Source organism: Legionella erythra (assembly GCF_001467615.1).
GTDB lineage: Bacteria > Pseudomonadota > Gammaproteobacteria > Legionellales > Legionellaceae > Legionella_C > Legionella_C erythra.
Genome location: NZ_LNYA01000030.1, coordinates 81,111 through 99,955 on the forward strand (window position 1 = coordinate 81,111; position 18,845 = coordinate 99,955).

Below are 18,845 nucleotides of genomic sequence, written 5' to 3' on the forward strand. Positions count from 1 at the left end.
TTAATTTTTTCATTATTCCGGTTATCATAGGCTTATACTTAATGAAAGTAACAAACAGGAACGATAATGGCTAAAGGAAAACAGGGCTCAGAAAAGGGGTTTTTTATGGCGAAAAATTGGGACAGTATGCTGGATGCCGATCATTTTGAAGCGGCTTTAAACGATAAGGATTTTAGCGTTAAGAGGCTTGTGAGACTGCAGGATCTCGAGGGTAGTAAGCATGACGCCGTGGATCAATTGCTGCTTCATCTTGTCGATTTTTTAGCACTAACTGACCCAGGCAAGGTAAGCCTTAATGACAATGACCGAGCCAGTGCCGATGCCTTATTTAACAATCTGGATACCGCGCTGAATCAGGTTAACACCCTTGCCGCTGACCAGAAATCTGTACAATCGGCAATCCGTTACGTCGAAGAAGTAATTCGTTCGCGCCTTGAGCTACTCAGGAAGCAGCCGACTGAACCCCTGTCGCTGAAGTGGTATAATGCTGCGCACATGGAACCCAGAGGCACCTATAAGCATTCTTAAGGTTTTGTTTAATCAATTAATCAGATCAAATTAGCTGATTTTAATTAATTTGATCTGATTCAAATTGTAAAGCACGGTGCTTTTCCCGTCCGTGATTTCAATGTATTCGCTGCCTTTGCCATCAATAATGCCGACGGTATTGCCTGCTGCATTCAAATGATGAGTAGTGCCATCATTTTCTACAAGCCAAATGGATTTGTTTGCGGCTGCCCATTCATTAATGCGTTTCGTTAATTCACTCACGATAATTCCTGCCAGTGCACATCCCTTACTTTAATAATAGCTTCTGCCAATGCAACCGATCAGGATTGTGTCTAAAAGTCACTAATTATATCAGTGCCTTCGAGGGGTAAATCCCTGGTGCATACGATTGTTAAAGCAAGAGATGTGAATCTGGAGGAATCAGTGAAGCGGATGAAAAAGAAGGCATTAAGCTGGATATTTCGCTGGCGGTTGGCGATTTACAGGGTAATGCCTTAAAAATTAATCTTTGAAGATTTTAAAATCTTTGGCAATGCCTGTGTGGGAAATGAAATACTGCTTTCCAATCACAGCGCGAAATTTCTGGATAATCATCATAAAGGCTCATTGGAGCATCCAGAGGATTTGCTTGGCAAGAGCAATGGCCAGTCGATGGACAATTTAGGGAAGCTGATTGAGCGAGGGCTTGTTTCCTCCCAAGAGGTGACAGGTATTGTAAAAGAAAATTACTTACCGTCATTAAAAGCGGTCAGTTACAGTATCGACAAGCGCGTTGAGCCGCCCCGGTTAACTCTTTATACGCATGCGCCGGTTGGAACGATGACCAGATCACGGATGAAGCCTCTTATCTGCCGAATATGTATAATACCAGCAATAATCTGGGAAAGCGGGAGCTAAGGGGAGATTTTCACATGGTGGTTTCAGATGACACGCCAGCGCAAATGCATGCGATATTGCATCGCATGGAGGATACGATAAAAAATAAAATTCCCGAACGCACGGAACGGGAATGGCATGACAAATTTGTGAAACATGAATTGGCGCGCTATGCCCACATGGATAGGCATAATCATAACGGTTACATTCCTGACTACACACAGCCGTTAATCCATTTCATGAGCATCTACAATGTCCCTTACACCAAAGGGGAGGATGTTGTTGATTACTCCTTGAGAGTCGCTCAAGGCAATCGTGGGTATGCCATCCGGGTTGACGAATTTAAAAAAGAGTCACTGCACCAGGAACAGTCGGATTTTTATTCAAAAAGCCATAACTTGGCGAAAGAAGCCCTGAATGACATCAAACAATTAATCGAAACATCCGACTGGCAAGTGGGGCGATGGGGCAGCCGCTCGAAAATAGAAGTCAATGGTAAGATGAAACCTGTTCCTAACCACCTCCATGCCATTTATAAAAAATGCCTTGAAGCCGAAAATGGAGGCAATCCGGCTCAATTGACGCAGGATATTCATGACATTGCCGCCAAGGCACTGGAACCTAAATCCAGGCTTTTTGAGCGTTTTCGTGAAAGGTATCAATCCACGCTGGATGTTTATACTGTGATTGAACGAGACACGCGAAATCTGCTAAAGCCTTAACGACGAAGCGGCCTTCTTTCAAAAAAAGTGCTGATTGTTCAGGGGCTTGCCATAAACTGCCCGTCCTGCACGTTACTCTTGTTCAATTGGCTTTTCATGGCTAATATGGAAGCTTCGGCATGGCTCGCTCCGCAGCGAACCATATTAGGTATAGGGAAATACTGGCACAATGTTAAAGATTCTTTTACTTACTCTTTGCTTGCTTCTGAGTGCCTGTATGGTTGGACCCGATTACAAGGAGCCTGCCAAAAATGTCGCCCCGTACTGGCTGCAGAAAAATCCGGCGGTAAAAGTCGCGCCAATCAATAATGCCGCCTGGTGGAAGGTATTTCACGATCCGACTCTGACAGAATTAATTCACTGCGGCTACCATAACAATCTTTCACTTCAGAGTGCCGGTGTGCGCGTGCTGCAGGCCCGTGCCAAACTGGCGCAGTCGGTGGGCGAGCTTTACCCGCAGCAACAGGTTTTAAATGGCAGCTACACCCATATCCGCACGGGAGGAGGGGAGTTGCAGGGTATTTTGCCGGACAAGTTTGACACGGCTTCTTTGGGTGTTTCTGCCAGTTGGGAAATTGATTTCTGGGGCAAATACCGCCGCGCTATCCGTGCGAATGATGCCGCGTTTTTGGCGTCTCTGGCAGCTTATGACAGTGCACTGGTTTCTTTAACCGCGGACATAGCCAATGCGTATATCAATATCCGTACGCTTCAACAGCAAATTAAGACGACGCAGACTAACATCCATCTGCAAAAAATAAGCCTTGATATTGCCCAGTCACGTTATCGCGGCGGCCAGACCAGCTTGCTCGATGTGCAACAGGCCGAAACCGAACTGGCTGAAACCCAATCGTCACTGCCGGATCTGGTATCGCAGCTGCAACGGCAGAAAGACGCGCTCGCTGTCTTGCTGGGTCTGGTTCCGACTCAGGTTGATGATCTGCTTAAGAAGCGAAGCGGTATTCCCCGCGCACCGGCTTCTGTGGCAATCGGCATTCCCAAGGAAGCACTGGCGCGACGTCCTGATATTTACCAGGCCAGGATGGAGGCGGTAGCGCAATCGGAATCCATTGGGGCGGTTAAAGCCAACCTTTACCCCGCATTGACGTTAAGCGGCTCGTTTTCTTATACGGCGAACAGTATTGGCCAAGCCTCCATCAGCAACCTGTTTGATCCAGCCAACCGTTCGGTGATTGCTGGCCCTTCGGTGGTTTGGCCATTATTAAATTATGGACAAATTACCAACGCGGTGCGCGAGCAGGATGCTGTGTTTCAGCAGAGCCTGCTGAATTACCTTCATTTAGTGCTTAAGGCGCAACAGGAAGTGCAGGATAATATTACCCAGTACATTGAATCACGAAAAACAACTGCTTTGCTGGGCACAGCGAATACCTCGGCCATGAAAACTACCCGTCTTGCCCTCATCCGCTATCGCGAGGGAGAGGCAAATTACACGGCTGTATTGAATGCAGAACAGCAACAACTACGGATACAAAAATCATTAATCAATGCACAGGGCGATATTGCCAAATCGCTGGTCGCCCTTTACCGTTCCCTAGGCGGCGGTTGGCAAATACGACAGGGCAATGATATCGTCCCGGAAACGATTAAACAGGAAATGGCTGCACGAACCAATTGGGGGAGCCTGCTCAAACAACCAAACCATGAGCGTCCCACCACGACCGAGCAGCGCATTAAACAGCTTTATCTACCAAACTGGTGATGGGTTATGATGACAGCCGAAAATAAATCATTCATTTTAAAAATAGCAGCCGCGGGTGTGGTCATTTTATTCCTTTACTGGTTTATTCATCGATACTCGCAAAGCACACCACCTGCCCCGCCTGCCCCCGTTGTCATCGTCAGCCACCCCAAACGGCTGGAGATGACGGATTATATTACCCAGACCGGAAATACTATTGCCTATAATTCTGTCAATTTAGTCGCCAGGGTGGAAGGGTATCTGGACGCCATTCAATTTGTGGATGGTTCCTTTGTTAGAAAAGGCCAGGAACTCTTTATTATCGAGCCTGAACCTTACCTGCAAAAATTACATGAGGCAGAGGATTCCCTGGCCGCCCAAAAAGCGGCTTATGCCTATAACCAGGCAGAATACGCCCGCCAGCAACAAATGTACAAGGAGAATGCCACCTCCTTAAAAAATGTGGAGAAATGGTCAGCAAAACGCGATGAATCCAAGGCTGAAGTGGCCAAAGCCGAAGCCAATGTAAAAATTGCACAAATCAATTACAGCTATACCCGTGTTCAAGCCCCGTTTGACGGCCGTATCGGGCGGCATCTGGTGGATGTCGGTAATCTGGTTGGCCATGGACAGGCTACGGAATTGGCCAATATCGAACAGATTAATCCCATTTATGTCTATTTTAATTTAAATGAACTGGATTTAATCAAATTGCGTGAAGCAGCGCGGGCACGCGGGTTTAAACCCAATGAATTGCATAAAATCCCGGTATACGTAGGCATGCAGAATGAACGTGATTTCCCGCATCAGGGCAAACTGGATTTCGTCAATACCGGCTTGAATGCCTCAACAGGAAGCATGGAGTTTCGAGCCTTGCTGGATAACAAGGATTACCCCCTGTTACCTGGATTGTTTGTTCAGGTTCGTATTCCTGTCAGCAAACCCTCGCCGCGGCTCGCAATTCCGGATACTGCTATTCAATACGATCAGATTGGCGCCTATGTCTTAACCGTTGATAAGGACGATACCGTCGTCTTAAAACGGGTGACTACGGGTACGCTGGATGATGGCATGAGGGCTATCAGCAAAGGGCTTGATATTGATGACCGAGTCGTGGTTAATGGTATTCAGAATGCCGTTCCGTCGCACAAGGTTACGCCTAAAAAAGAAAATGAGTAAAAGTCAATTGAAGGGATGCCACTGAATGAAATTGTTGCAAGTTGAGAAGAACGCGAAATGATTTCCAAATTCTTCATTGAAAGGCCGGTTCTGGCCAACGTCATTGCGTTATTACTGGTATTTATTGGTTTAATCGCTATCCTGGTTTTGCCAGTATCACAATACCCGGCTATTGTACCGCCCACTATTCAGGTGACGACGACTTACCCGGGAGCGGATGCCAAAACCCTCATTAATACCGTGGCCTTACCCATTGAGCAACAGGTCAACGGGGTGGAAAATATGCTTTACATGCAATCCACCAGCTCCAATAATGGGGCTTACACGTTGATTGTAACCTTTGCCATCGGCACCGATCTGAATTTCGCCCAGGTACTGGTGCAAAACCGGGTGCAGGCGGCGATGGCGCAATTGCCGATGGATGTGCAGAAGCAAGGGGTTGTCGTCCAGCAGAAATCCACTGCCATTCTGCAATTCATTACCCTAACTTCTGAAAATGGCGAATACGATGGCGTGTTTCTTAACAGTTATGCCACGATTAACATGCAGGATGAACTGGCGCGTCTACCCGGGGTGGGTAACGTTCTGGTTTTTGGCTCCGGGAGCTATGCCATGCGGGTATGGCTTGATCCGAAAAAAATGCTGGCTTATTCGTTAAACCCCAGCGATGTTTTAAATGCCATCAGTTACCAGAATAAGGACGTATCAGCCGGTCAGATTGCATCCCCACCAGTTCTGGGTTCCCATTCCTACCAATTAACCGTAAATGTCCCGGGGCAATTGGCTGATCCCGATGAGTTTGGCAATATTATTATCAAAACCGTCGACACCCAACCGGATGAGAATGCCAATGCCAGCAGTTCAGCGCAGGTGGTGCGCATTAAAGACGTGGGGCGTGTAGAGTTGGGTTCTTCAAGCTATAGCCAGTTGGCTAATTTAAACGGTAAACCAACCGCAGCCATTGGTATATTCCAGCTACCGGGAGCCAATGCGCTGCAAGTAGCGGAAGAAGTGAGAAAAACCGTTGCTAAAATGGCGAAAAAATTTCCTCCAGGCCTGACGTATTCCATTCCGTTTGATACCACTGTGTTTGTTAAAGCCTCCATTTCGGAGGTGTATAAAACCCTCTATGAGGCGGGTATTCTGGTTTTGCTGGTCATTGTTGTTTTTCTGCAGAATTTCCGTGCCTCACTGGTTCCGGCCACCACCGTCCCGGTGACGATTATCGGCACATTTTTCGCCCTGATGCTGCTTGGCTATACCATTAATTTATTGACGCTGTTTGCGCTGGTGCTGGCCATTGGTATTGTCGTTGATGACGCGATCGTGATCGTGGAGGGTGTGACTCAGCACATTGAAAGAGGCTTATCGCCCAAAGAAGCGTCTATTGAGGCCATGAGAGAATTGTTCGGGCCTATCCTGGGTATTACGCTGGTGTTGATGGCCGTGTTTGTTCCTGCCGGGTTTATGCCGGGTTTGACGGGGGCTATGTATGCGCAATTTGCCCTGGTTATTGCGGCAACAGCCTTAATCAGCGCCATCAATGCAATGACCTTAAAACCCACCCAGTGTGCACTGTGGCTTAAGCCCATTGATAAAGACAAGCCCAAAAATATCTTTTTCAGAACCTTCGACAAAATCTATAATCCTATCGAGGCGCGCTATATCCGGTTTATGGATAAATTAGTGCATCACAGCGGGATGGTTTGTCTTCTGGGTGCGGCTTTGGTGGCCCTGGCTATTTTTGGTTTAACCCGTATCCCCACCGGTTTTATTCCGATTGAGGATCAGGGGTACCTCATTTTAAGCGTGCAATTGCCTGACGCAGCGACCCTGGGGCGCACAGACAAGGTCATGAGCGAGTTAAGTAAAAAGGTTTCACAAATTGACGGCATTGCTAACGTCATTGCCATTGATGGCATCTCGCTGCTCGATAACAATGCCAGTCTGGCTAATGCGGGTGTTTTATACATTATGTTTAAAGACTGGAGTGTTCGCGGGAAGTCTGAAAATCTGTTGGCCCTGTATACCAAAATCAATGACATTGCCAAAAACACGCTGGATGCCAAAGTGTTGACTGTCGTTCCCCCACCCATCCAGGGTTTAGGGTTATCCGGCGGTTTCCAGATGCAAGTGGAATTGCAGGATGGCACCTTTGATTATCAAAAATTGCAACGCGTCACAGATGGGCTAATCAGTGAGGGGAACCGCGAGCCGGATCTGCAAAACTTAATGACCTCGTTTCGGGCCAGTGTACCCCAGGTTGCAGCGCCCATTAACCGCACCAAAGCAGAGAGTCTGGGTGTTCGCATAGGCGATGCGTTCGGCACCCTGCAAACATACCTGGGTTCTTCCTATGTCAATTTGTTTACCAAATTCGGGCAGGTGTTTCCGGTTTATGTGCAGGCTGATGCCTCGTCACGCGGACAGGTGGAGGATTTACGTAATTACTACGTCAAAAACCAGCAGGGCTCTATGGTTTCTTTAGGGACCTTGACTGACATCAAACCGGATGTCGGGCCTGCAATCATCTCACTTTACAACCTTTATCCATCGGGTAATGTCAACGGCATGGCTGCCAAGGGTTACAGCTCCGGTGAAGGGATTGAAACCATGGAAGAACTGGCAAAAAAATTGCCGCCCGGTTTTTCCTATGAATGGACGAGTACCGCCTATCAGGAAAAAGTGGCTGGCAATATGAGTTATTATATTTTTGCCATGTCGCTGGTGCTTGTTTACCTGATTTTGGCGGGACAGTATGAAAACTGGCTGATTCCGTCAGCCATTCTTTTCAGCGTACCGCTCACCTTAATCGGGACAGTATTGGCTCTGGGTCTTTTGGGACTGGATAATAATATGTACACCCAGATCGGCTTGTTGCTGCTGATTGCCCTGGCGACAAAAAATGCCATTCTTATTGTTGAAGTAGCGCATGAGCAACATCATATCCATAAAAAATCAGTGATGGAGGCAGCGGTTATCGGAGCGAAAACCCGATTCAGGCCTATTCTGATGACATCTTTTGCCTTCATCATGGGCGTTATGCCGCTGGTCTTTGCCACAGGGGCTGGAGCCAATGCCAGACGGTCAATTGGGGTTGCTGTTTGCAGTGGGATGTTGGCTTCAACCTGCTTAGCCGTCGTGTTTGTCCCTGTTTTTTATGTGTTATTACAAACCTGGCAGGATAAGCGAAAAGCCAAAAAAGAAAAAACCGCCTTGCCTGTTTAACGGTAAGAGCGTTTAGAAACTGTCAGTTTCTCTGCCATGCCTGGATCTGGTTCTTTATCAAGCAATGATGTTTTTTATTACAGCAAATTTATTTTTTATGGTCAGTGCAAATAAAAATGAACCGGAGAGTAGTAAAAACTGTAAGAATAAATGTATCATTTCCAAGCGTTGAATTGACAGGATGCCAAAATGAAAATTTCATTTATTAAAAGTTGTTTAGCTAATTATGATACTAAGAAGGGGTTTCTGCGCGTATTGAGGGACGAATCCCATATCGGGGATCTAAGGACATTTTTTAACCAGGATTTGGGTGGTGACAAAGCAGTGGATCGTGATCTGACGCCCGAGGAACTCCACGAACTGGTTGCCATAGCGCTAAAAAAAAAGAATTGGAATGCCTCCCAAAGCGCAGATACGTTTAGTGAAATTTTCAAGCAGTTCGGCGGCATAGAAGCGTATCAGTATCTCCTTGACAAAAATGCTTTAACTGCTTCAAATGTGGCATTTCTGGAAAAAAATGCCGCTCTTTACAGTAGCCGTGAGATTGCAGGGCTTGCTGTCCTCGTCGATTATTCATCGCAAAGTGTACCGCCCTTGTCATTAAGTGTTTTGTCAGACGAAGTTACCCGGGTTGATTTAGGCAGCATGAATAATAGGGTGGATTGCATGAGTCGTCTCAAAAAAGACGGGCTATTAAGCAAGAATGCGTTATTGTTGATTGCCAAGGGCATGGACGTTGAAATGGCGGAGCAACTGATTCGATTAATGAATGCCCAAAACAGTTTCAACGATGTAAATCTTCAGTCCTTATCGGAACATCCTGAGGCTCTGGAGCCTATTTTCCAAATCCTGACGACTCTTGGCAAAAAAGAGGTGTTTCCTGCCAAATTTTGCGATGTCACAAAAATATTCAGCTTCAATGTCGTAGCCGCTAAAAATTTCAACTTTTACCTTCAGGCTATTGCCCAGCAATGCCAAAGCAGTAAGACCACGGCGAGCCCTGAAACCGGTAACAAACTCCTGGCCCATCGTGAAGTGCTTGAAAATCAAAAGCCAGATGTCATGGAAAAAGTGCTGGCGGTATTCCAAATGAGGGAATGGAAAATTGCGGATTATCTGGATTACCTGTTCGCAATCAACGAGGTGGGCCTGCAATTTACTGTGACTCACATGGCCAAATTGCCGCTTGAGACCGGGTATTTAACCCGAGTTCTCGATGCGTTGAAGGTGGAGGGTGCCCATTATCGTACAATTGTCAAAGGAATTACCCTCCTCAAAGAAAAGAATGCACTCACGGAAGAGAATCTTTGTTTCATTTTAAACTCCTGTCAGCATGCTAATACGCTGGCGGCAGCTGTGACCCAATGGCCCGATTTAAAAGAAAAGAAAATTGCGGTGGCCTATACGGAGTTATTAAAGTGTCCCTCCTTTGCGGACAAAGTTGTCTCTGCCTTGCTTGAGTTAAGCAAGGTTATCGAATTAACCGAACAAGTCTGTACCCTGGTTATGAGTAAACCCGAAAGTGCGGAAGCTGCAAGAGATATTTTCCATCTGTTACGGTCCAGGGAATTGAGTGACAAGAAAATGGTGGATTTTCTTTATCAAACCAAGGTAATAAACCGCGACTTTTATAAAGCCATTGCGGCATTGGATGAAGCAAATATTTTAACCTCAACCAATGTCATTAAACTCTGTTTAAAGGCTGCATATATAAGAACCATTGCCAGTGCCTGCGCTACTTTGCATAACGCCAATGCCTTAGTGAAAGAGTTAAAGCCTAATGGCTCCTGTTCGCGCTTAAATCAGACCCTTTTTGATGCGATTATCGATGATCCGCTCAATGCGTTGAAACTGGCGGAATCTTCCGGTGGCAGGCTGACTCGCCTGGGTATTTCAGCCATGAAAGACGAAGGAGCCTGTGACTTTGTCAGAATCCGCCAGGGAGCACGTTATCTTGCCTTAATGCAGCATCAGGGATTACTGTTTGGGCCTTACCTGATGCCTGAGGTAAACGGTAACAAAAAACCCTATACGCTTGAAGAAAGGCAGGCATTGGAAAAAAAATCAGTCCTTCACATCGCCTCCTTTCTGGGTAGCGGTTTTCTGGAAAAAGCGGTTGAAGAGCACGTGGCAAAAGAAAGTGTAGAAGACATTTTTAAGCTTAATGCTTCGTGAAGATGACTTGGAGTATCGTGAACAGGGGTTAACAGACACCGCAATGAATAGCATACTGCGGTGTCTGCAGGGGGCTCTGATAATCCTGCTGCTTTAGTCGGGTTTAAGGGAAGGAAGACAGTGCCTTTTGCAGACAGGGATCCTGTTCGGCAAAGGCGCTGATGACGATGCGGGTGGCTGCCGCAATGACTTCATTATTGGGGCGGGCATCCACTTTCGGTTGCGTAAAATACACAACCAACGTTACCGGTTGACAATGAGGCGGCCAAATGACGCCAATGTCATTACTGGTGCCGTAATCGCCGGTGCCTGTTTTATCACCCACGACCCATCCTTCGGGCAATCCAGCGCGAATGCGCGCACCACCGGTGGTATTGTTTCGAAGCCAGGTTATCAATAATTGACGCTCGGGTGAGGCGAGTGTGTCGGTGGTGATGAGTTTCTGCAAACTGAGCGCCATGGCTTTGGGTGTGGTGGTATCCCTCGCATCACCCGGGATGGCTGTGTTCAATTCTGGTTCAAATCGGTCCAATCTGAACTCGTTATCGCCGATTGAGCGCGCAAAGGCTGTGATGGCCTGAGGTCCCCCCAGTTTTTTTAAGATAAGATTAAGGGCCGTGTTATCACTTAACGTGATCGTGGCTTCACTGAGTTCAGCCAGGGTCATGCCATCGGCTAAGTGTTTTTCAGTCTCCGGCGAATGAACCACCAAGTCCTGCTTGTTATAATGAATTTTTTCATGGAGCAGGGTCTTGTCGTTCATGCTTTTTCTTAAAAGAGCAGCAACACTAATGGCTTTGCTGGTACTGCACAGGGGAAAACGCTGCCTGGCATGGTATTGAATGACCATCCCATTGGCCTGATTGATGGCGGCAATGCCCAAACGGCCTCCGTTAGACGCTTCCAGGGCAGCCAGTTTCTGCTGCAGAGAAAGCAATTCATCCCGGGCATGGGCAGTTAAAGTCAGGGAAGCCATGGCTAAAAAAAATAAAAAAAGGCGTTTGGATGGCATAAAAAACTCGTTACGTCGATTAATAAACAGGATGGGGGCCTTAACATCTCATGGCGGAATAGATGCGCCCTTGGCGTCAAGTTCTGCTATGCTAATGGTAAAGCAACGGTATTGGAATGCCTTGATGAAGAAATTTTTACTGATGGCGTTTTGGGCATTGACATTTCCTGTCGCCGCTAACGATCCCCCGGAGTCTGCCATTGTCGATCAGAAATATGATCAGGAACGTTGCGTTAAGGATCTCATGAATCGCTGCCAGGAGGATTGTAAAGCGGTAAACGATCCGGATTGCATTTCACGTTGTCAGGAAAACGCAAAAAATGAGTGCCTTCAGGCGGGCGAATAATAGCCGCCTTATCGCGGGCAGCGTCTTAAGGTTCATTAGAGAAAGAATCATTAAGAGTCGCGGGTAAGCCTTCTTCATAATACTCATCCCCTTTGAAAATCACTTTTTTCCCGGACAGGGCTGCAATGCGTTGTCCGGGCAGGATAAAGCCCACCACATTGAGCGGATCAACTGCCGCAAGGCTAATCGCTTCGCGATGCGGGGCTTTATTTTTAATGGCTCTTAGCGAATCAACGGCATAGGGAAGCGCAAATTGCTCGCCCAAAAACCCACTGACAAAGCGCCCGCCGCGAATTTCACCCCGGGCTTCCAGACGCCTAAAAACAAGTAATAACTCACGCCAGGCAGGCATTAATTTTTCCCTGGCTATCAAATCGCGAAAGACCACCCCGTAACGCTTTAATAACAGCCAGCACAGGGCTTCTGTTTGCCTATCGGTGTTAATTGGTGGTGTTTTAAGTAAAGACCAGCGCCCGGTACTGTACTGATGACGCAAGGGGTGACGGCGTTTTTTGTTTAAGCGCCGCCTGGGGTCAATCAGCGAGCGCAGATTATCAAAACCATCGGCCGTGGTTAGCCCCGCAGTTACCAATTCCCATAAGGCCATTTCAATTTCTGATTTCAACGCCTGAACGCCTTCGGCAATGTCATTAAAGAAAGAGGCGCCATGGCTTTTAAGAAAGGCGTAAACACAGCGGGCAACGTGGCTTAAATGGCCTAATTTTTCCTCTTGTTCGACAGGCTTAATGACTGGCATCCAGTCTGCTTTATCACGTACAAAAAACGTAATTGGCGCTACACTGGTTGGAATAACCCGTTTATTTTCAGACACCGTGTCGTTGGCTTTTGACAGGCGGCCCCAACCGATAATGCCCATCAGGCAAAGCCTGTCCAGCAGGCCGGGATCGTAAGCATTGACGCGCTTGGCAAAGATATCCTTTTCCCAGGATTTAGCCGGTATCTCAACGCCCTGAAGCTGGCTTATTACTTCGATGAGGCCCTGTTCATCCCGCAATTGCGTACCCGGGGTGACATGCTGCCAGGCGAGTAGCCACTGCATGAATTTAATGGCGGTCACTGGCTCTATTTCGCGGCGCAGCTTGCCTAAGGTTAACCGGTGGATACGGGCTAAAATGCGGCGTTCGCACCATTCCTGTTCAGGGCCTGTGAATGATCCCCGTAAAATGGCGCCGCTGGCTTCAAGACGCAAAAGCGCCTGCTCCGTTTCGTTAAGCGCCAGGGAAAGAACCCTGGCCAATTGCTGTGCGCTGACGGGGCCGCTTGAAAACATCCAGCCACGGATTAATTCAATCAGCGCGTCCTCGCGCAGTAAGGGTTTCTCTTCGATGACCGGCAAGACATCCTGAATAAGGGCTTGTGGGTAAAGATTGACAACAGTTTGGGTTTTTTCAGCGGCGAACCAGAATGATTCGCCTTCAATGGTGGCTATGCCAGCGCGTTTTTCCTGTTGCAATTCCTTAAAAAAACAGAGCCAGGGGTTGTCAGGTTGAAGCGATTGCAAATAAGTAACCGGCAGAACAATCAAGGTTTGTAACGCATCCTGCAGTTCATCTTTATCACGAACATCGGGCCAGACCTGTTGTCTGACTTCAGCGATGATGTCGCTGTCCAGTTGCCCTATCTCTTCAAGCAGCGAATCAGGCAGAATACGCCTTAAGGTCACCGCGCGAGCACGCCTTTCCTCCAGCGGGGCGTCATCCAGGAAGGCATAGGGATTGGCATTTAGAATTTCATGGGCAAACGCCGACGGGGTTGGGGTATCCACTGCCAGGCTTTGAATCTCGCCCTTCTTAAGGCGTTCAAGCACCTCAATCAATCCCTGCAAATCCAGCGCTTCGGTCAACGCATCCTTGATGGTTTCATGAATTAAGGGGTGATCGGGTAAGGCAATATCGCGTCCGCCCAGGTTATCCTGACAGGCGGCGGCATCCGGGAACACCGCGGCCAGCAAGTCGTCAGCCAGCATGCGTTGGATGTTAGGCGGTACTTTTTTGCCATTGCGGAAGCGAACCAGAGCCAAGGCGCGGCCAGCGTCCCAGCGCCAGCGGGTAGCGAAGAGGGGGGATTGCAAAACGGCCTGGGTAAGTACTTTGGTAATGCTTTTAGGATTTAAGAAGGCAAAAACATCGGCCAGGGGGAAACTGTGCTGTTCAGCCAGAGCGATATTGATGCCGTCATCGGTGGCAGAGGCCTGCAATTCGAAATTGAAGGAGCGGCAAAAGCATTTGCGCAACGCCAAACCCCAGGCCTTATTGATACGGGCGCCAAAGGGGGCGTGAATAATTAACTGCATGCCGCCCGCTTCATCAAAAAAGCGTTCGGCGATGACCGTCTCTTGTGTGGGTACGGCGCCTAAAAGGGCTCGTCCCTGCAGAATATATTCTATCAATTGCTCAGCGCCTGCCCGGTTAACCTGACAATTTTCCATAAGCCAGTGAAGCGCGTTCTGCGTCAGTGCTGATTGCTCACGGACTGGGGCAGCCGGCATGCATTCCGCCGGCAACAGGTCGCTTAAGCGCTGGCGTAATGCCGATACGCGCAGCGACAACTCCCTGGTTCGCCCGGGCGCTTCGCCACGCCAGAACGGCACGGTAGGCGGGGCGCCATGCGCATCTTCAACCAGTACACGCCCGGATGCGCTTTCAATACGGCGAATCTGCCAGGAGGTACTGCCAAGCAGAATAATGTCGCCGCGATTGCTTTCCACGGCAAAATCCTCATCCAGTGTCCCGACCATGGCGCCGGTGGGTTCGGTGATGACCGTAAACAGGCCATTTTCAGGGATTGCACCGCCATTGGTGATGGCCGTTAAGCGGCTGCCGCGGCGGCCTTTGACCCGGCCATTCACCCGATCGCGAAATAAATAGGCACTATAGCGTCCGCGTGAGCCGGCTATGCCTTCGGCCAGCATGTCAAGGACCTCATCAAATGTTTGCCGCGGCAATGCCCGATAAGGGTAAGCGCGCCTGACCATGGCAAACAGGGCGTCTTCCTGCCATTCATCCGTGGCACAGCTTGCGACCAGTTGCTGCGCCAGAATATCAAGCGGTGCTTCAGGAATGATGAGTTCATCCAGATCCCCGTCGCGGATTGCGTGAACCAGGGCGGCGCACTCCTGCAATTCATCGCGGGTCGTGACAAAAAGGCGCCCTTTGGATACTGCGCCATGCCAGTGTCCTGCCCGTCCTACCCGTTGGAGCATAACAGCAATGGCACGTGGGGAACCCAATTGGCAAACCAAATCCACACTGCCAATGTCAATACCAAGTTCAAGGGAGGCCGTTGCGACCAGGGCCTTTAATTCGCCATTTTTTAATTGATTTTCTGCTTGCAGGCGTAGTTTTCGGGATAAACTGCCGTGGTGAGCCGCCACCTGCTCAGGGCCTAATCGTTCGGCCAGATGATGGGCAACTCGCTCAGCGACCCGCCGGGTATTGGCAAAGATCAAGGTTGAACGGTTTTGCCTGGACAACTCTGCCAGACGGTCATAAATCTCATCCCACATCTCATTGGACGCCACAGCACCCAGCTCAGAAGAGGGGACTTCCACGGTCAATTCCAGGTGTTTCGCGTGGCCAATGTTGATAATTTTAGCCTTGTTGGCGCGGTTACCCATTAAAAAATCAGCGACCCGCCGGAGCGGTTTTTGGGTAGCGGACAAGCCAATGCGTTGCGGCGGTTGATGGGTGATTGCCTCCAGGCGTTCGAGCGACAGGCTTAAATGGCTACCGCGTTTGTCGTCGGCTAAAGCATGAATTTCATCAATAATTACGGTTTTTACCGTGCGCAGGATTTCGCGGCTTTTCTCCGTGGTGAGCAGGATATAGAGCGATTCCGGCGTCGTTACCAGGATGTGAGGCGGTTTTTTTGCCATGGCGGCACGTTCTTTTGCTGGTGTATCACCGCTGCGAACAGACACGCTTATTTCAGCCATCGGCTGGTTGCCGCTTTCGGCTAAGGCCAGAATACCATTTAAGGGGGTCATGAGGTTTTTTTGAATGTCATTACCTAAGGCTTTTAGCGGCGAGACATACAGCACCTCGGTTTCATCGCTTAATGTCCCGTCCAGGGCTTTTCGAATTAATTGATCCAGGCAGGCTAAAAACGCAGCAAAGGTTTTCCCCGAGCCGGTTGGCGCTGAAATCAACGTTGCATTGCCGGCGAGAATGGAAGGCCAACCCTGACGCTGTGGTTCGGTCGGCTCGCCAACCTGATGGATAAACCATTTGCTAACCAGAGGATGGGCCCAGTCGAGACTGTGTGCCTGTTTCATGAATGATAAAACTTGGGATGTGAGACTGTTTAAAGTATACACTATATCGATTTTGTAAGACCTGAAAAAGGGTTATAATGGGGAGAAAAGGGGGGATGCATGCAAAAGCTACTTTATGCGGTATTGCTTTTTATTCTGAGTGCGGCTGCTTTTGGCGAAGACCGTTGTTTTGATTTAAAAAAAGGGAAAGCAATTCTCAAAGAATTGGAAGTCATGGTTGAAGATACCCTGTGCGCACAGCCTCTTTCGGCTGAGCGTGTACGCCAAGGGATAAACACCATTTTACCCCAGGTGATGAATAAAGCCTTTTTGGGGGCTGCCCCGCCTGATAATTGGCAGATGATGGTGAATGAAGTACAGCAATCCTGCCTGAAGGATCACACGAACCTTTGTTTAAACCACGTTCAACACGAAGTGCAAGCCTGTGTCTCCGCGCAATTACCCGCCTTCATCCTGTTCTGGGCTCCCTGGTTTGCTGAACACTGTCAGGCAATAAATAAAGCGCTTATTTTAAACTGGAAAGAAAAGAAACCGCAGGTTCAGCAGTGGATTAATGCGTTTAAACTGCAAACCACTAATTAGCCGAAAGGGCCGTTTCCTTTATCCCTACCTTAAAAAGGGATGTCCATGCGTTTCACTGCCCAGGCCCCATGCCACAATTTAGCGGTTATTTATTGGATTTTCTGTCATGAAATTATATAGTGGCTTAAACCCTTTCCAAGCCGGTGAAAAATGCCTCTCTTTTTATTTAAGGATATTGAAGAAAAAAGTTGTGATGCAGCCAAACAACAATTTGGCATTACCGAGGATGCCATTGTTCTTGATGACGATTCATTGCCGTGCTTAAGTTCTGCCAATCCACCGTTCGTTATTCTTGGCCATACAGAGGAAGTGATTTACGATTATGCCCTGTGGCAAAGTAAGAAGCAGACTTTGGGTGGCTTGACGGCAGAGGAGATGGCTGAGCGTTTTGCGGCCATGATCCCCAAAGAAAAGCGTCGGCAACTGCATGATTTGTATCTTGTTGCCTGTGAGGCCGGCTTAAATGACTCCCCTGAAAAGCCGTGCTATGCGCGGGAGCTCGCTTATAAATTATACAAAAAAGGGTTTACCGGGGTTGCTGTGCATACGGTGACCAGTCCTCCTTTAAAGGATACGCCCCATTATGCCGGTATGCGGGTGGAGTTGGTAACCCAACTCGGCATTGAAGGGCAATTAGACGGCATACAACTCGGGCACGCCCGGGCTTTTATAACAACACCGGATTACGAAAAAATATCCGAGCAAGTCAGTGCGATGGAATTAGAGCTTCGCGGCATCCAGGGGCATACGCTTGAGGCAATAAAACGCCGCTCCGAGTTAAACCGCCAGATTTTAAACGCAAACGGTCAGCTTCACTCGGAATCGCGCAAACATTTAATTATGGATGTAGCCGATTTAAAGACAGAACTGGATCGCCCTGAAAACACTTTCCGTGCTCAACCATCGCTTAAGGCCATTGAGGCTAAACCCAAGCAGTTAGAGCTGGAGCGGGGGTCTGTTAAACAACAAAAAATTAATCGCCAGATTAAACCCTTAGTCTCTCAAAAAATGCATGATGAGATTTATGGTCCTCTGATTGAGCAAGCCCGCAAAGACAAACTTTTGTTGGCTGTTTTAGCGGAATTATCCGAATTGCAGCGCCGATACCGAAACGATGCGAAATACTTAAAAAATATTGACTCGCTTGTCGCGTTGATGAAAGACAAACAACAACATTGGCAGCAAGCTCTCTTTGAAAAAATGGATGCCTACCACACGTTGTCAGTTTTAGAGAAATTGACAACAAAGCGCTCAACCTCCACATTTTATGATTTGATGCTCCACCTGGTGAGGGCCTATCGTCTCAAGCGTACGGACATTGACTCCTCCCTTGAGGACTCGATTAAAAAAGCTGTTCCTGATTTGGCCATCGAGCAGGTTATTTTCAATAAAAATAAAGATGCCCTGGACGTTACTCTGGTTTCGCGAGTGGGGGAGAAAGTCTTCTTGATCGAGTTTTCCTTAGAAAAGAAGGAACAGGGAAAAATATCTCCGGCATTGATAAAGAAAAAAATCGAAAAGGGCGAAAAAAGAGAGGAGGAGAGTAAAAAAACCTATGTGGTTAAAGCCCAGTCGCCTTCAGACTGGGAAGACGATCTGCTTATTCCAAAGCCTATGCAGCCCTTACCCGCCCTCGGTCATTATTACCAGTATGCCAATCGTCATCATTTTTGGCCGGCTGCGATCGAAAAAGGCCAATTTGCAACGCTTCGTGGTGATGCATTAAAGCAGGCCATCCTGACTGATTTTAAACAACAAATCGAAGCTTGCGATACGGACAGAAGCCTTAAGGCATGTGGGGCAAGATTACGCAAGACATCCGAGTTTTCAGTGTTATCGAGAGCTCAGGATCCATTAACTTACTTTTTTAGCTGGTTGCCCTGGGTTAAAACCTCCTCAGAGAAAGCCTTCGATCGAATGCTTTCAGATCAGACGCACTCCTTGAGTTCGCTTAAGAAAGATCAATAATGGGCGACGTGTTACCCTCTCCCCAACCCTCTCCCAGAGGGAGAGGGAGCTGGCAGTAGGTATTGCTTCCTTGCCCAATATTCCCTCTCCCTGGGAGAGGGTTAGGGAGGGGGAGCTGGCAGTACGTATCGCTTCCTTGCCCAATATTCCCTCTCCCTCCGGGAGAGGGTTAGGGAGAGGGAGTGGGTAGTACGTATCGTTTCTTTGCCCAATATTCCCTCTCCCTGGGAGAGGGTTAGGGAGGGGGAGTT

The 18,845-nt window shown here is 48.3% G+C and carries 13 protein-coding genes; 10 read left to right on the forward strand and 3 right to left on the reverse strand.

Translation table 11 applies throughout. The features are described from left to right. Positions 1 to 66: 66 nt before the first annotated feature. Positions 67 to 528, forward strand: a complete 462-nt coding sequence (locus Lery_RS09640; RefSeq protein ID WP_058527053.1) for a hypothetical protein — start codon at positions 67 to 69, stop codon at positions 526 to 528. A gap of 30 nt (positions 529 to 558) precedes the next feature. Here the strand turns inward: Lery_RS09640 and Lery_RS09645 are convergent, their stop codons facing one another. Further along, positions 559 to 771, reverse strand: a complete 213-nt coding sequence (locus Lery_RS09645) for a hypothetical protein (protein ID WP_058527054.1) — start codon at positions 769 to 771, stop codon at positions 559 to 561. 279 nt (positions 772 to 1,050) lie between these two features. Between Lery_RS09645 and Lery_RS15300 the strand changes: the two genes are divergently transcribed. From Lery_RS15300 to Lery_RS09670, 6 genes are all read left to right on the forward strand, one after another. Beyond that, the gene (locus tag Lery_RS15300) at positions 1,051 to 1,407 is read left to right on the forward strand and encodes a hypothetical protein (protein WP_131751011.1); all 357 of its coding nucleotides are present in this window, start codon (positions 1,051 to 1,053) and stop codon (positions 1,405 to 1,407) included. 14 nt (positions 1,408 to 1,421) lie between these two features. Continuing rightward, positions 1,422 to 2,108, forward strand: coding sequence for a hypothetical protein (locus Lery_RS09650; RefSeq protein ID WP_058527055.1), 687 nt, complete (start codon positions 1,422 to 1,424; stop codon positions 2,106 to 2,108). Positions 2,109 to 2,277: 169 nt separating this feature from the next. Beyond that, positions 2,278 to 3,831 (forward strand): efflux transporter outer membrane subunit, encoded by a 1,554-nt coding sequence (locus Lery_RS09655; RefSeq protein WP_058527056.1) that lies wholly within the window; start codon positions 2,278 to 2,280, stop codon positions 3,829 to 3,831. A 9-nt stretch (positions 3,832 to 3,840) separates the two neighbouring features. Then, the gene (locus Lery_RS09660; RefSeq protein WP_058527108.1) at positions 3,841 to 4,989 is read left to right on the forward strand and encodes an efflux RND transporter periplasmic adaptor subunit; all 1,149 of its coding nucleotides are present in this window, start codon (positions 3,841 to 3,843) and stop codon (positions 4,987 to 4,989) included. Between the two features lie 57 nt (positions 4,990 to 5,046). After that, the gene (locus Lery_RS09665; RefSeq protein ID WP_058527057.1) at positions 5,047 to 8,217 is read left to right on the forward strand and encodes an efflux RND transporter permease subunit; all 3,171 of its coding nucleotides are present in this window, start codon (positions 5,047 to 5,049) and stop codon (positions 8,215 to 8,217) included. Positions 8,218 to 8,406: 189 nt separating this feature from the next. Continuing rightward, positions 8,407 to 10,392, forward strand: coding sequence for a hypothetical protein (locus Lery_RS09670; protein ID WP_058527058.1), 1,986 nt, complete (start codon positions 8,407 to 8,409; stop codon positions 10,390 to 10,392). 103 nt (positions 10,393 to 10,495) lie between these two features. On the opposite strand, the gene bla is transcribed toward Lery_RS09670, so the two are convergent. Continuing rightward, entirely contained in the window at positions 10,496 to 11,404 is a 909-nt protein-coding gene (gene bla, locus Lery_RS09675) for a class A beta-lactamase (protein WP_065230282.1), read from the reverse strand. A 124-nt stretch (positions 11,405 to 11,528) separates the two neighbouring features. Here bla and Lery_RS15305 point away from each other — a divergent pair, with 124 nt between their 5' ends. Beyond that, on the forward strand, positions 11,529 to 11,750 hold the full coding sequence (locus tag Lery_RS15305; RefSeq protein WP_065230286.1) for a hypothetical protein: 222 nt from the start codon (positions 11,529 to 11,531) through the stop codon (positions 11,748 to 11,750). Between the two features lie 25 nt (positions 11,751 to 11,775). On the opposite strand, the gene Lery_RS09685 is transcribed toward Lery_RS15305, so the two are convergent. Then, the gene (locus Lery_RS09685; protein ID WP_058527060.1) at positions 11,776 to 16,044 is read right to left on the reverse strand and encodes a DEAD/DEAH box helicase; all 4,269 of its coding nucleotides are present in this window, start codon (positions 16,042 to 16,044) and stop codon (positions 11,776 to 11,778) included. A 99-nt stretch (positions 16,045 to 16,143) separates the two neighbouring features. On the opposite strand from Lery_RS09685, the gene Lery_RS09690 reads away from it, so the two are divergent. Further along, complete coding sequence (locus Lery_RS09690) at positions 16,144 to 16,626, forward strand: hypothetical protein (protein ID WP_058527061.1); 483 nt, start codon at positions 16,144 to 16,146, stop codon at positions 16,624 to 16,626. Positions 16,627 to 16,776: 150 nt separating this feature from the next. Beyond that, entirely contained in the window at positions 16,777 to 18,594 is a 1,818-nt protein-coding gene (locus Lery_RS09695) for a hypothetical protein (RefSeq protein WP_058527062.1), read from the forward strand. Positions 18,595 to 18,845: the final 251 nt, after the last annotated feature.

Coding starts and splice junctions, on each gene's coding strand:
- Lery_RS09640 (WP_058527053.1), top strand. CDS start 67: ATGGCTAAAGGAAAACAGGGCTCAGAAAAGGGGTTTTTTATGGCGAAA.
- Lery_RS09650 (WP_058527055.1), top strand. CDS start 1,422: ATGGTGGTTTCAGATGACACGCCAGCGCAAATGCATGCGATATTGCAT.
- Lery_RS09655 (WP_058527056.1), top strand. CDS start 2,278: ATGTTAAAGATTCTTTTACTTACTCTTTGCTTGCTTCTGAGTGCCTGT.
- Lery_RS09660 (WP_058527108.1), top strand. CDS start 3,841: ATGACAGCCGAAAATAAATCATTCATTTTAAAAATAGCAGCCGCGGGT.
- Lery_RS09665 (WP_058527057.1), top strand. CDS start 5,047: ATGATTTCCAAATTCTTCATTGAAAGGCCGGTTCTGGCCAACGTCATT.
- Lery_RS09670 (WP_058527058.1), top strand. CDS start 8,407: ATGAAAATTTCATTTATTAAAAGTTGTTTAGCTAATTATGATACTAAG.
- bla (WP_065230282.1), bottom strand. CDS start 11,404: ATGCCATCCAAACGCCTTTTTTTATTTTTTTTAGCCATGGCTTCCCTG.
- Lery_RS15305 (WP_065230286.1), top strand. CDS start 11,529: ATGAAGAAATTTTTACTGATGGCGTTTTGGGCATTGACATTTCCTGTC.
- Lery_RS09685 (WP_058527060.1), bottom strand. CDS start 16,044: ATGAAACAGGCACACAGTCTCGACTGGGCCCATCCTCTGGTTAGCAAA.
- Lery_RS09690 (WP_058527061.1), top strand. CDS start 16,144: ATGCAAAAGCTACTTTATGCGGTATTGCTTTTTATTCTGAGTGCGGCT.
- Lery_RS09695 (WP_058527062.1), top strand. CDS start 16,777: ATGCCTCTCTTTTTATTTAAGGATATTGAAGAAAAAAGTTGTGATGCA.